12 protein-coding genes are annotated in these 12,240 nt (G+C 67.1%); 6 read left to right on the top strand and 6 right to left on the bottom strand.

Annotated elements, in window-relative coordinates; translation table 11 throughout:
* Positions 1 to 6 precede the first annotated feature (6 nt).
* Together FFI97_RS08140 and FFI97_RS08145 are read right to left on the bottom strand one after the other, a co-directional pair.
* On the bottom strand, positions 7 to 825 hold the full coding sequence (locus FFI97_RS08140; protein ID WP_139703731.1) for a DUF3592 domain-containing protein: 819 nt from the start codon (positions 823 to 825) through the stop codon (positions 7 to 9).
* A gap of 46 nt (positions 826 to 871) precedes the next feature.
* A complete protein-coding gene (locus FFI97_RS08145) occupies positions 872 to 1,129 on the bottom strand; it encodes a TIGR04438 family Trp-rich protein (protein WP_101492947.1) in 258 nt (85 codons plus the stop codon).
* Positions 1,130 to 1,235: 106 nt separating this feature from the next.
* On the opposite strand from FFI97_RS08145, the gene FFI97_RS08150 reads away from it, so the two are divergent.
* Positions 1,236 to 1,541: a c-type cytochrome gene (locus FFI97_RS08150; protein WP_062482639.1), complete on the top strand. Its 306-nt coding sequence runs from the start codon at positions 1,236 to 1,238 to the stop codon at positions 1,539 to 1,541.
* 33 nt (positions 1,542 to 1,574) lie between these two features.
* Here FFI97_RS08150 and FFI97_RS08155 read toward each other — a convergent pair whose 3' ends face one another.
* Positions 1,575 to 2,075 (bottom strand): hypothetical protein, encoded by a 501-nt coding sequence (locus tag FFI97_RS08155; RefSeq protein ID WP_062482638.1) that lies wholly within the window; start codon positions 2,073 to 2,075, stop codon positions 1,575 to 1,577.
* Between the two features lie 198 nt (positions 2,076 to 2,273).
* A complete protein-coding gene (acs, locus tag FFI97_RS08160; RefSeq protein WP_095745088.1) occupies positions 2,274 to 4,271 on the bottom strand; it encodes an acetate--CoA ligase in 1,998 nt (665 codons plus the stop codon).
* Between the two features lie 151 nt (positions 4,272 to 4,422).
* Between acs and FFI97_RS08165 the strand changes: the two genes are divergently transcribed.
* Positions 4,423 to 5,058 carry a YqhA family protein gene (locus FFI97_RS08165; protein WP_062475803.1) on the top strand — a complete coding sequence of 212 codons (636 nt, stop codon included), beginning with the start codon at positions 4,423 to 4,425 and terminating at the stop codon, positions 5,056 to 5,058.
* On the opposite strand, the gene FFI97_RS08170 is transcribed toward FFI97_RS08165, so the two are convergent.
* Positions 5,055 to 5,966 carry a LysR family transcriptional regulator gene (locus tag FFI97_RS08170; RefSeq protein WP_139703729.1) on the bottom strand — a complete coding sequence of 304 codons (912 nt, stop codon included), beginning with the start codon at positions 5,964 to 5,966 and terminating at the stop codon, positions 5,055 to 5,057. The two genes, FFI97_RS08165 and FFI97_RS08170, sit on opposite strands and share 4 nt — an antisense overlap.
* Before the next feature lie 107 nt (positions 5,967 to 6,073).
* On the opposite strand from FFI97_RS08170, the gene FFI97_RS08175 reads away from it, so the two are divergent.
* Positions 6,074 to 6,691 carry an NAD(P)-dependent oxidoreductase gene (locus tag FFI97_RS08175; protein ID WP_139703728.1) on the top strand — a complete coding sequence of 206 codons (618 nt, stop codon included), beginning with the start codon at positions 6,074 to 6,076 and terminating at the stop codon, positions 6,689 to 6,691.
* Between the two features lie 65 nt (positions 6,692 to 6,756).
* On the opposite strand, the gene fumC is transcribed toward FFI97_RS08175, so the two are convergent.
* On the bottom strand, positions 6,757 to 8,154 hold the full coding sequence (gene fumC / locus FFI97_RS08180) for a class II fumarate hydratase (RefSeq protein WP_139703725.1): 1,398 nt from the start codon (positions 8,152 to 8,154) through the stop codon (positions 6,757 to 6,759).
* Between the two features lie 558 nt (positions 8,155 to 8,712).
* On the opposite strand from fumC, the gene proV reads away from it, so the two are divergent.
* The 3 genes from proV to proX are packed head-to-tail and all read left to right on the top strand — an operon-like array spanning position 8,713 to position 12,208.
* The gene (gene proV, locus FFI97_RS08185) at positions 8,713 to 9,966 is read left to right on the top strand and encodes a glycine betaine/L-proline ABC transporter ATP-binding protein ProV (protein WP_139703723.1); all 1,254 of its coding nucleotides are present in this window, start codon (positions 8,713 to 8,715) and stop codon (positions 9,964 to 9,966) included.
* A 21-nt stretch (positions 9,967 to 9,987) separates the two neighbouring features.
* Positions 9,988 to 11,175 carry a glycine betaine/L-proline ABC transporter permease ProW gene (gene proW, locus FFI97_RS08190; protein WP_139703721.1) on the top strand — a complete coding sequence of 396 codons (1,188 nt, stop codon included), beginning with the start codon at positions 9,988 to 9,990 and terminating at the stop codon, positions 11,173 to 11,175.
* Between the two features lie 22 nt (positions 11,176 to 11,197).
* On the top strand, positions 11,198 to 12,208 hold the full coding sequence (gene proX, locus FFI97_RS08195; RefSeq protein ID WP_139703719.1) for a glycine betaine/L-proline ABC transporter substrate-binding protein ProX: 1,011 nt from the start codon (positions 11,198 to 11,200) through the stop codon (positions 12,206 to 12,208).
* Positions 12,209 to 12,240 lie beyond the last annotated feature (32 nt).

Below are 12,240 nucleotides of genomic sequence, written 5' to 3' on the forward strand. Positions count from 1 at the left end.
GCGGACTCAGCCCATCATCCAAGCGCCGTAGCCGAAGGCGACAAAGCCCAAACCTACGATCGCAAAGATGGCCCGGGCTTCGAAATCCATCGCCGGGGGAAAGCTCTGCACGACGAAGTGCAGCAGCGCCCCCGCGCCGATGGTGAGAAAACCCGCACCGAACTGCTTCATCGCACTGTCGTCGGGATAGAGAAACACCAGCGCGAAGCCGGCCAGGAACACCACGTTCGCCAGCACCGTGCCGCGCGTGCGCCATTTCTTCTGCGTGGGCGTCGGCTCGCGCACTGGCGCCGGCCGGCCCCTGCGGCCCTCCTTGAGCGCCATGCCGGTGAAGAACAGGCCGAACATCGTCGGAAAGCCGCCGAAGAGGCCGAGCCCCCAGACGATGCCCCACATGTTCTGGAAGTCGGCCACCAGCGCCTGGGCCGGGTCGGCGGTGCTGTAGCGCACCTCGACCGCATCGCCCCACTCCTTGTCCGACAGGCTGCCGCCGAGCCCTTTGACGCGGCGTTTCTGCCCGTCGGCGGCGGTGTATTCGACGAGGGGTGCGCGCGTGGTGGTGACGTAGCCCTTGCTGTCCTTGCTGCGCTCTTCCACGAACTCGACCAGGCTGCCCTGCGTGCTGGCCGTGCCCGCGATCGACTGGTAGCGCTGCCAGCCCACCGTGACCGCGCCGTACAGGCCTGCGCAGCCGATCAGCAAGGCGCCAATGCCTGCGCCCCAGAAGAAAGTCTTGAAACGCCCGACCAGCGCACCGACGGCCGGCCCGACCAGCAGCGACAGCCCGAAGACGAGCAAGGCGTGGGTGGCGGCTTCGTCGTCCATGGCGCGCGTCCTGTCGGCATGCGGCGCGGGTGACGGAGCCGCGTGGTCAGCGGCGCGGGCGCTGCTGACCGTTGCTGGTGCGCAGGCCCATGTTGGTCTTCTGGCGGTCGATGCGCGCCTGCTTGCGTCGCTCTTCGCGCTCGATGACCTTGCGCTTGGTGTAGCCCGACGAATCGGCCCAGGCCCACCAGGCCAGCGCCAGCGCGAACGGGCTCAGCACGATCCACCAGCTCCAGCCGGCGACCATGCCCACTTCGAAATATTTGAGGGCTATACCAAGCAGGCCCAAGAGCAGAAACCACATCGCGAATACCCTCCGAGTTGGTCGGTATCGCCGCCGGTGCGTGTGCACCGCGCTACCTACAATCGCGTTGGATCGAATGTAACTCAGCCCTTACGAAAACAGCCCCATGAAAAGAACGATGTTGATGGCAGCCCTGGGCCTCGGCCTCGCGGCGCCCGCCTTTGCCGACCTGGCCCTCGCCACGTCGAAGAACTGCATGAGCTGCCACGCGGTCGAACGCAAGGTGCTCGGGCCGTCGTTCAAGGACATCGCGGCCAAGTACAAGGACGACAAGGGTGCGGCCAACACGCTGGCCACCAAGATCATCAAGGGCGGCTCGGGCGTGTGGGGCCCGGTGCCGATGCCGGCCAACAACCAGGTCAGCGAAGCCGATGCGAAGAAGCTCGCAGCCTGGGTGTTGTCGACGAAGTAATCAGAAGAAAAACGAAGCGCGCGACACGCCCGGTCAGATGCTCGGATTGATGTCGCTGGGCACCGGACGGCGCTCGATGCGGTCCTCGAGCTGCCCGATGTGCGCCGCCACCGTGTTGTCAGTCTGGTCCGAACGCAGCTTGACCGCGCTTTCCAGCTGATCCATGCGCGCCAGCAGCGCCGTGTGCCGGTCGGCGTTGTGCGACATGTGCTGCTTCTCCTGCGCTTCCAGGAAGTTGCGCAGCTCGGTGAAGCGTGAGGCCTCGGCCTTGTCGGCGAGGTCGCGCTGGGTCTGCATTTCCTTCGTGTGGCGTTTGGTCTCCAGCAGCACCGAACTGTGCAGGTACAGCACGTACACGAGGAAGAAGGCCGCGAGCACGGCCGTGAGCCCCAGCATGATCAGCCCCAGCGGCGCCGACACGCTCATGAAGCCCAGCCACACGTCGGTGGGTGCCGACAACGTGCCCCAGTTCAGCGCGGCAAGCCCCGCGATGAGCAGCACGATGACAAAAAGAAAAGCGGATCTCACGCCCATGTGGCGCCTCCTTGCAAACAACCGATCACGATGACAAAAGCCGCGCGCCTGTCGTGGCGCGCGGTGACGACATCGGTTTTACCTCAGCAAGGAGCCCGCTTTGGTGCACATGGCCGCACAAACGGCCATGTCCTACACCTCTGTACAGCGCGTTCGTGACAACTGTTCCGGATTGGCCGGATTCGGCCAACCCTGGGTTCAGTTCGTCTCGGACAGCTGGTCGAGGATCGCCGGATTCTCCAGCGTCGAGGTGTCCTGCGTGATCGCCTCGCCCTTGGCAATGCTGCGCAGCAAACGCCGCATGATCTTGCCGCTGCGCGTCTTGGGCAGGTTGTCGCCGAAGCGGATGTCCTTGGGCTTGGCGATGGGGCCGATTTCCTTGGCGACCCACGCACGCAGCTCGTTGGCGATCTGCTTGGCTTCCTCGCCGGTCGGGCGCGCGCGCTTGAGCACGACGAAGGCGCACACGGCCTCGCCCGTCACGTCGTCGGGACGCCCCACCACCGCGGCTTCGGCCACGAGGTCGGTCTTGGACACCAGCGCCGATTCGATTTCCATCGTGCCCAGGCGGTGGCCCGACACGTTCAGCACGTCGTCGATGCGGCCCGTGATGCGGAAGTAGCCGCGGTCGGCGCTGCGCACCGCGCCGTCGCCGGCCAGGTAGATGGTGCCGCCCATTTCTTCGGGGAAGTAGCTCTTCTTGAAGCGCTCGGGGTCGTTCCAGATGGTGCGGATCATCGAGGGCCACGGCCGCTTGATCACCAGCATGCCGCCGGCGCCGTTGGGCAGGTCTTTCCCCGTCTCGTCGACGATGGCGGCCATGATGCCCGGCAGCGGCAAGGTGCACGAACCCGGCACCAGCGGCGTGGCGCCCGGCAGCGGCGTGATGACGTGGCCGCCCGTTTCGGTCTGCCAGAAGGTGTCGACGATCGGGCAGCGCTCGCCGCCGATGTTCCGGTGGTACCACATCCATGCCTCGGGGTTGATCGGCTCGCCGACCGAACCGAGGATGCGCAGGCTGGTCAGGTCCCAGTTCTTCGGGTGCACTTTTTCGTCGCCTTCGGCCGCCTTGATGAGCGAGCGGATGGCGGTGGGCGCGGTATAGAAGATCGAGACCTTGTGCTTCTGGATCATTTCCCAGAAGCGGCCCGCATGCGGGAAGGTGGGGATGCCTTCGAACACGACCTGCGTGGCGCCGGCCGCGAGCGGGCCGTAGGCGACGTAGGTGTGGCCGGTGATCCAGCCGATGTCGGCGGTGCACCAGAACAGGTCTTCGGGGCGGATGTCGAAGGTCCAGTCCATCGTGAGCTTGGCCCACAGCAGGTAGCCGCCGGTGGCGTGCTGCACGCCCTTGGGCTTGCCGGTGGAGCCCGAGGTGTAGAGGATGAACAGCGGGTGCTCGGCATTGACCGGCACGGGCGCGCACTCGGTGCTCTGCCCGGCCAGCGCTTCGGTGAAGGTCTTGTCGCGGCCCTCGACGCGGTTCCACGCGGTGGGCGTGCGCTCGTACACGAGCACGGTCTTGAGCGTGTCGCAGCCGCCCAGCGCGATGCCGTCGTCCACGATGGCCTTCAGCGGCAGTTCCTTGCCGCCGCGCAGCTGGTAGTTGGCGGTGATGACGGCCACGGCGCCCGCGTCGATGATGCGCTCCTGCAGCGCCTTGGCCGAGAAGCCGCCGAACACCACGCTGTGGGTGGCGCCGATGCGCGCGCAGGCCTGCATGGCGACCACGCCTTCGATGGTCATCGGCATGTAGATGATGACGCGGTCGCCCTTGTTGATGCCCTGCGCCTTGAGCGCGTTGGCGAACTGGCTCACGCGGGCCAGCAGTTCCTTGTAGGTGACGCGGGTGACGGCGCCGTCGTCGGCTTCGAAGACGATGGCGGTCTTGTTCTCGACCGGGGTGCCGATGTGCTTGTCCAGGCAGTTGGCGCTGGCGTTGAGCTCACCGTCGCCGAACCATTCGTAGAACGGCGCCTTCGATTCGTCCAGGGTGCGGGTGAAGGGCTTCGTCCACTGGAGGTTGTCCTTGGCCAGGCGGGTCCAGAAGCCTTCGAAGTCCTGTTCGGCTTCCTTGCACAGCGCCTCGTAGGCGGCCATGCCGGCAATGCGGGCGCCTTCGGTGGCGCGGGCGTCGGGCGGGAACACGCGGTTCTCGACCAGGACGGATTCAATGTTCTTCGATGCGCTGCTCATGCTCTTGTCTCCTGATTGAATGCGGCCGTAATGTCGGGGCACGCACTTACGGGCCACTGACGGGGTCGATGTTAGTTCGCAGGGTTATCACGAGTGCGTCACTGGGAGACCTCTAGAATCGCCCGACTTTTTACATCTGTCTTCTTACTTCATGTCCGCCCCCGATCCTTTCGACGCCCGGAACGCGCCCGTACCAGCACGCAGTTCCCCGCTGAAGCCACTGCCCCGGCTCATCTTCGCGAGCCGCTGGCTGCAGCTGCCGCTGTACCTGGGGCTGATCGTGGCGCAGGGCGTGTACGTGGTGCACTTCCTGGTCGAGCTGCTGCACCTGGTCGAAGCCGCCTTCGGCAACAAGGATGCGCTGCAGGCCCTGATCGCGAGCATCGGCTACAAGACCACCGCACCGGTCGGCGCGCTCAACGAGACGGTGATCATGCTGGTGGTGCTGGCGCTGATCGACGTGGTGATGATCTCCAACCTGCTGATCATGGTGATCGTGGGCGGCTACGAGACCTTCGTGAGCCGCATGGACCTCGAAGGCCACCAGGACCAGCCCGAGTGGTTGAGCCACGTGAACGCCTCGGTGCTCAAGGTGAAGCTGGCCACCGCCATCATCGGCATCAGCTCGATCCACCTGCTCAAGACCTTCATCAACGCGGACAACTACACCGACAAGGTGCTGATCGCGCAGACCGTGATCCACATCGCGTTCCTGTTCTCGGCCATGGCCATCGCCTACACCGACAAGCTGATGAACGAGGCGGCCGCCGCCAACGCCCACCACTAGGAAGGCGTGTCCCAGGCCGGCACTTCGGTGAAGCGCTCGGCCAGGAAATCGAGCAAGGTGCGCAGCGCAGACGGCATGTGCTTGCGCGAGGCGTACACCGCATACACCCCCAGCACCTGCGGCTCGTGATCGGGAAAGAGCGACACCAGCTCGCCCGATTGCAGCAACCCCGACGTCAGATAGGTGGGCAGCATCGCGATGCCCGCCCCGGCCCGTGCCAGCGCCATCAGGCTGGCCGCGTCGTTGGTCGAGAGGTTGCCGGCCACGGCCACCGAGACCGGCAGGCCGTCGGCCTTGCGCGTGAAGTTCCACAGGCTGCGGCCGAAATACGAATGCGTGAGGCAGTTGCGCTGCGCCAGCTCTTCCACGCGCTGCGGCTGGCCGTGTGCCTTCAGGTAATCGGGTGTCGCACAGACCACCGAACGGCACACCGAGAGCCGGCGCGCGATGAGGTTCGGGTCGATCTCGGACGACACGCGGATGGCGAGGTCGATGCGCTCGTCCACCAGGTTCACCGCGCGGTCGAGCAGCACCAGGTCGACCGCCACGCCCGGATAGCGCCGCACGTAGTCGGCCACGGCGCCGGCCAGCTGCGCCTGCGCGAACGAGGTGCTGGCGGTGATGCGCAGTTGCCCGCTCGGCGCGTCGGCCGGATGGCGCACCGCCGCCTGCATGTCGCCCGCGAGTTCGAGCACCTGGCGGCAGCGCGGCAGCAGCTCTTCGCCCGCCGCCGTGAGGCTGAGGCGGCGCGTCGTGCGGTGCAGCAGGCGTGCGCCGGTCCATTGCTCCAGTTCGGCCACGTAGCGCGTGACCACCGGGCGCGACAGGTCGAGCTTGTCGGCCGCGGCCGAGAGGCTGCCCGCGTCCACCACGGTCACGAACACCCGCATTGCGTTCAATCGGTCCATTCGAACGATTTTAGGAATAAAGAAGCGCGGAATTCGAGGTATTTCTTTCGAAACCAGAAACCTAAGATGCGGTTCACCCCCTTCCCAACTTTTGACTGGAGTCCCTCATGAGCCACATCGCCATCCTCGGCGCCACCGGACGAGCCGGCGGTCGCCTTCTCGACGAAGCGCTGCGCCGCGGCCACACCGTGACGGCCATTGCCCGCCACGCCAGCGCGAAGCTGGCGGGCCGTGCCAACGTCAAGACCGTCGATGTCGACGCGCTCGACGCCGCCGCCCTCGAAAAGGCCGTGGCCGGCCATGACGCCGTGTTCAGCGCCGCGCACTTCGCCACCGTGCCGCCCGCGGCCGTCATCGAGCCGGTGAAGCGCGCGGGCGTGAAGCGCCTGCTGGTGGTCGGCGGTGCCGGCAGCCTGTTCGCGGCGCCCGGCCTGAAAGTGATCGACACGCCGAACTTCCCGGATGCCTACCGCGCCGAAGCCACGGCCGGCGGCGTGTTCCTCGATGCGCTGCGCAGCGAAAAGGACCTCGACTGGACCTTCCTGTCGCCCTCCGCCGAATTCGTCGAAGGCGAGCGCACCGGCAAGTTCCGCCTCGGCAAGGACGACCTGCTGGTGAGCGCCGAAGGCCGCAGCTGGATCACCTTCGAGGACTACGCGATCGCGTTCATCGACGAACTCGAGAAGCCCGCGCACTCGCGCCAGCGCTACACGATCGGCTACTGATCGATCGGCCGGCAACGAAAAAGGACCCTCGCGGGTCCTTTTTTCATTGGGGGTTGCGGAGCGGATCAGCGACCGGTCATGTTCTCCGGCACCACCCACGCATCGAACTGCTCGGCCGTCAGGTGCCCCGACGCAATCGCCGCCTCGCGCAGGCTCGTGCCTTCCTTGTGCGCCTTCTTCGCGATGTAGGCCGACTTGTCGTAGCCGATGTGCGTGTTCAGCGCCGTCACCAGCATCAGCGAGCGCTGCACCAGCTCCGTGATGCGTTCGCGGTTCGGCTCGATGCCCACGGCACAGTGGTCGTTGAAGCTCACCATGCCGTCGGCCAAGAGGCGCACGCTCTGCAGGAAGTTGTGCGCCACCATCGGCCGGAACACGTTCAGCTCGAAGTTGCCCGAAGCACCGCCGATGTTGATCGCCACGTCATTGCCGAACACCTGCGCGGCCAGCATCGTGACGGCCTCGCTCTGGGTCGGATTGACCTTGCCCGGCATGATCGACGAGCCCGGTTCGTTCTCGGGAATGCTCAGCTCGCCGATGCCGCTGCGCGGGCCGCTTGCGAGCCAGCGCACATCGTTGGCGATCTTGTTCATGCTGGCGGCGAGCGTCTTCAGCGCGCCGTGGGCGTGCACCAGCGCGTCGACGCTGGCCATGGCTTCGAACTTGTTCGGTGCGGTCACGAACGGCAGGCTCGTGAGCTTCGCGAGTTCGGCCGCGACCTGCTCCGCATAGCCCTTGGGCGCATTGAGCCCGGTGCCGACGGCCGTGCCGCCCAGCGCCAGTTCGCACAGGTGCGGCAGCGCGGCGCGCACGTGCGCCTCGCCGTGCGCCAACTGCGCCACGTAGCCCGAGAACTCCTGGCCCAGCGTGAGCGGCGTGGCGTCCTGCAGGTGGGTGCGGCCGATCTTCACGATGTCGGCAAAGTCTTCGGCCTTTTTCGCCAGCGTGCCGCGCAGCTTGGCGATGGCGGGCAGCAGCTTGTGCGTGATGGCCTCGACGGCCGCCACGTGCATGGCGGTGGGGAACACGTCGTTGCTCGACTGGCTGCGGTTCACGTCGTCGTTCGGGTGCACCAGGCGCCCTTCCCCACGCTCGCCGCCGAGCAGTTCGCTGGCGCGGTTGGCCAGCACCTCGTTGACGTTCATGTTGCTCTGCGTGCCCGAGCCGGTCTGCCAGACCACCAGCGGGAACTCGCCCGGATGCTTGCCGGCGATGACCTCGTCGGCCGCGGCCACGATGGCGTTCGTCTTCTTCTCGTCCTGCAGGCCCAGCGCGTGATTGACCACGGCCGATGCGCGCTTGACCTGGGCCAGCGCCTTGATGATCTCGCGCGGCTGCTGCTCGCCGGAGATGTCGAAGTTCTGCAGCGAGCGCTGCGTCTGTGCGCCCCACAGCTTGTCGGCCGGCACGTCGATCGGGCCGAAGGTGTCGCGCTCGGCACGGGTCTTGGGAGAAGTCGTCATGAGAAAAATGGCTCCACAGTCTTGGATGGTTGCGCCCGCTCACCGGGCGCGGTGCCGAGTATGGTCTCAATAAGAATGGCTCGCATCTGACGAGGCCTTTCGCCCGGGTCCCACAGACACGATACGCCCGTGGGTTGACTCGCGTCATGCCAAAAAGTTATAATTAGCGGCTTCCGACGACCAACAAGTCATGTTGGTCACCCTTGCACTACTCGCGGATCAGCGAATCCCGTCGCGGTGCAAGGCCCTTCACGCCGGGCTCAGCCCGGCAAACCGGCCGGATCTTTTTTCCGGCCCCATTGCCACGTCACGCTCATCCAGGCGGCGCCCCTCGACCAGGCCCGTTGTCTGCGAATGAAGCATCCGGCGGGCACTGGCTTCGTCGCCAAGTCGTCTTCAGTGCCTGTCGGCAGCCCTCGGGGCTCGCCGGGCCATTGCATGCGCATGCGCAATCTTCATGCGCGCTGTCGGGCAGCTCCCTCATCGGGCTGATGGCGTGGCCGTTGCCGCCCTCCGGGGCGGTGCTGAGTCCACCCTTCACTCAAGGAGCCCCGGCATATGGCCAAAGGAATTCTCATCGACCATGTCTTCAAGGTGTTCGGCGACTCGCCCGAGCAAGCCCTCGAGCTGGTCCGCCAAGGTTTTTCCAAGAAGGAGATCCTGGCGAAGACCGGCCAGTCGATCGGCGTGTTCGATGCCACCTTCGAGATCCAGGCCGGCGAGATCTTCGTGATCATGGGCCTGTCGGGCTCGGGCAAGTCGACGCTGGTGCGCCTGTTGAACCGGCTCATCGAGCCGACCGCCGGGCGCATCGTGATCGATGGCGCCGACATCAACGAGCACTCCGACAGCAAGCTGCGCGCGCTGCGCCGCAAGGACATCAGCATGGTGTTCCAGTCGTTCGCGCTGATGCCGCACATGACGGTGCGCGAGAACACCGCCTTCGGCCTGGAGCTGTCGGGCACGCGCAAGAAAGACCGCCTCGCGCAAGCCGACCTCGCGCTCGCGCAGGTGGGCCTTTCGGGCTGGGGCGACAGCTACCCCGACGAGCTCTCGGGCGGCATGCAGCAGCGCGTGGGCCTGGCGCGCGCGCTGGCGTCCGACCCCTCGATCCTGCTGATGGACGAGGCCTTCTCGGCGCTCGACCCGATCATCCGCACCGAGATGCAGTCGGAGCTGCTGCGGCTGCAGCAGGTGCAGCGGCGCACCATCGTCTTCATCTCGCACGACCTGGACGAAGCCATGCGCATCGGCGACCGCATCGCGATCATGAAGGACGGCCACGTGATCCAGGTCGGCACGCCCGACGAGATCCTGCGCACGCCGGCCGACGACTACGTGCGCAGCTTCGTGCGCGGCGTGGACGCGGCGGCGGTGTTCAAGGCGGCCGACATCGCGCGCAAGTCGCTCACCGTGGTGTGCGAGCACCCCGAGCGCGGCGCACGCGCGGCGCTCAAGCTGCTCGAAGACCAGGACCGCGACTTCGCCTACGTGACCAGCCCGACCAAGCGCTTCCTGGGCGTGGTCTCGGCCGACACGCTGCGCGGTGCGCTCGACGGGCATTCGGGCCCGCTCGGGTTGCAGCACGCCTTCCTCGAGGACCTGCCGCGCATCGACGCCGAAGCCCCCGTGGCCGGCCTGATCGGCCAGCTCGCGCAGGCGCCCTGCGCACTGCCGGTCGTGGCCGGCGACGGCCGCTTCTGCGGCGCGATCAGCAAGACGACGCTGCTCAAGTTCCTCGACCGCGACACGCCGCCGATCGAACCCGTCTCGCCGCATGCCGCGCCCGCACTCGCCGCCGAGCCGCACTGAATCCACGAAGGACCTTGAACGATGAACGACACCACATTGCCTTCCGACCTGAACGCGCCCCTGCTGGACACCCCCGTCCTGGACACGCCCGCCGCGCCCCCTGTTGCCCTCGACCCGTGGGAAGCGATCTCCGCCGCGCCTGACACCTCGGCAGCCAGCGCCTGGCTCGATGCGCCGGCGAACACCGCGCACGCCCTCGCGGGCCAAGCCGACACCGCCACCAACGGCTTCGCGCTGCACCGCCTGTGGGACGGCTCGCTGCCCGTCGAAGCCTGGATCAACCAGGGCCTGGGCTGGGTGGTGGAGCATTTCCGGCCCTTCTTCCAGACCGTGCGCCTGCCGATCGACAGCACGCTCAACTCGGTGCAGGGCCTGCTCACCGCCCTGCCCGCGCTGCCGATGATCGCGCTCATCGGCCTGCTCGCCTGGCAGTTCGCCGGCCGCGCGCTGGCCATCGGCACCGTCGTGTCGCTGATGCTGGTGACCGTGCTGGGCATCTGGCCCGAGGCCATGGTCACGCTGTCGCTGGTGCTGACCTCATTGGTGTTCTGCATGGTCATCGGCCTGCCGCTGGGCGTGCTGCTGGCCAGCAGCGACCGGGCCCAGCGCGTGATGCGCCCGGTGCTCGACGCCATGCAGACCACGCCGGCCTTCGTGTACCTCGTGCCGGTGGTGATGCTGTTCGGCATCGGCAACGTGCCGGGCGTGATCGTGACCATCGTCTTCGCGCTCGCCCCGCTGGTGCGCCTGACCAACCTCGGCCTGCGCCAGGTGCGCCCCGACCTCATCGAGGCCGCGCGCGCCTACGGCGCCTCGCCCTGGCAGATGCTCGTGAAGGTGAAGCTGCCGCTGGCCATGCCCTCGATCATGGCGGGCATCAACCAGGCGCTGATGCTGTCGCTGTCGATGGTGGTGATCGCCTCGATGATCGCCGTGGGCGGCCTGGGCCAGATGGTGCTGCGCGGCATCGGCCGGCTCGACATGGGCCTGGCCACCGTCGGTGGCCTGGGCATCGTGCTGCTGGCGATCACGCTGGACCGCCTGACGCAGGCCATGGGCAAGTCGCGCCGCAGCGCCGGCCACCGCTGGTGGCACACCGGCCCGGCCGGCTTCGCGCTGCGCACGCTGCAGCGCCTCGTGGGCACGCCCTCGCGCGGCGAGCAACACGCCAACGACGCCGTGCCCGCCCTTTCGACGCAAGCGCACTGACCGTCACGGAGGACATCCACGCATGAAGACCACCCGCCTCTTCCTTGCCCGCGGCCTCCTGGCGCTGGGCCTTATCGCCTTCGGTGCGACCGCACAGGCCGCCAACGACCTGCCCGGCCAGGGCATCACCGTGCAACCGCTGAAAAGCTCGCTTGCCGAGGAAGCCTTCCAGACGCTGCTGGTGATGCGCGCGCTCGAAAAGCTCGGCTACACCGTCGAACCGATGAAAGACCTGGAGCCCGCCACCGAGCACCTGGCCATTGCCAACGGCGACGCCACCTTCATGGCCAACCACTGGAGCCTGCTGCACGCCGACTTCTATAAGAACAGCGGCGGCGACGCCAAGCTGTGGCGCCAGGGCACGTACTCCGACGGCGCGGTGCAGGGCTACCTCATCGACCGCAAGACCGCCGAGCAATACAACATCACCAACCTCGCGCAGCTGAAGGACCCGGCGATTGCCAAGCTGTTCGACGCCGACGGCGACGGCAAGGCCGACCTCACCGGCTGCAACCCCGGCTGGGGCTGCGAACTGGCCATCGAGGGCCACCTGAGCGCCTACCAGCTGCGCGACAGCGTGACCCACAAGCAGGGCAGCTACGCCGCGCTCATGGCCGACACCATCGCGCGCTTCAAGCAGGACAAGCCGATCCTCTACTACACCTGGACGCCCTACTGGGTGAGCGCCGTGCTTCGTCCGGGCGCGGACGTGGTCTGGCTGCAGGTGCCGTTCTCGCCCGCGCAGGCCGGCGCACAGGTCGACACCCGGCTGCCCAACGGCCGCAACTACGGCTTCCTGGCCAACGAGCAGCGCATCGTCGCCAACCGGGCCTTCATCGAGAAGAACCCCGCCGCCGGCCGCCTGTTCGAGGTGATGAAGCTGCCGATCAGCGACATCAACGCGCAGAACCTGCGCATGAGCGAAGGCGCGAACAGCATGCAGGACGTGACGCGGCACACCGACGGGTGGATTCGGGTGCACCAGGCGACCTTCGACGGCTGGATTGCGCAGGCGCGCGCCGCGGCCCGGTAACACGGCCTCCCCCCGCGCCGGCGCCCTTTCGC

Origin of the sequence: Variovorax sp. KBS0712, from assembly GCF_006323185.2 — a bacterium.
GTDB lineage: Bacteria > Pseudomonadota > Gammaproteobacteria > Burkholderiales > Burkholderiaceae_C > Variovorax > Variovorax boronicumulans.

Excerpts from the sequence above, each read along its gene's own strand:
- proX (WP_139703719.1), top strand. The coding sequence starts at position 11,198 with ATGAAGACCACCCGCCTCTTCCTTGCCCGCGGCCTCCTGGCGCTGGGC.
- FFI97_RS08150 (WP_062482639.1), top strand. The coding sequence starts at position 1,236 with ATGAAAAGAACGATGTTGATGGCAGCCCTGGGCCTCGGCCTCGCGGCG.
- FFI97_RS08175 (WP_139703728.1), top strand. The coding sequence starts at position 6,074 with ATGAGCCACATCGCCATCCTCGGCGCCACCGGACGAGCCGGCGGTCGC.
- acs (WP_095745088.1), bottom strand. The coding sequence starts at position 4,271 with ATGAGCAGCGCATCGAAGAACATTGAATCCGTCCTGGTCGAGAACCGC.
- FFI97_RS08145 (WP_101492947.1), bottom strand. The coding sequence starts at position 1,129 with ATGTGGTTTCTGCTCTTGGGCCTGCTTGGTATAGCCCTCAAATATTTC.
- FFI97_RS08165 (WP_062475803.1), top strand. The coding sequence starts at position 4,423 with ATGTCCGCCCCCGATCCTTTCGACGCCCGGAACGCGCCCGTACCAGCA.
- FFI97_RS08140 (WP_139703731.1), bottom strand. The coding sequence starts at position 825 with ATGGACGACGAAGCCGCCACCCACGCCTTGCTCGTCTTCGGGCTGTCG.
- FFI97_RS08170 (WP_139703729.1), bottom strand. The coding sequence starts at position 5,966 with ATGGACCGATTGAACGCAATGCGGGTGTTCGTGACCGTGGTGGACGCG.
- proV (WP_139703723.1), top strand. The coding sequence starts at position 8,713 with ATGGCCAAAGGAATTCTCATCGACCATGTCTTCAAGGTGTTCGGCGAC.
- proW (WP_139703721.1), top strand. The coding sequence starts at position 9,988 with ATGAACGACACCACATTGCCTTCCGACCTGAACGCGCCCCTGCTGGAC.
- FFI97_RS08155 (WP_062482638.1), bottom strand. The coding sequence starts at position 2,075 with ATGGGCGTGAGATCCGCTTTTCTTTTTGTCATCGTGCTGCTCATCGCG.
- fumC (WP_139703725.1), bottom strand. The coding sequence starts at position 8,154 with ATGACGACTTCTCCCAAGACCCGTGCCGAGCGCGACACCTTCGGCCCG.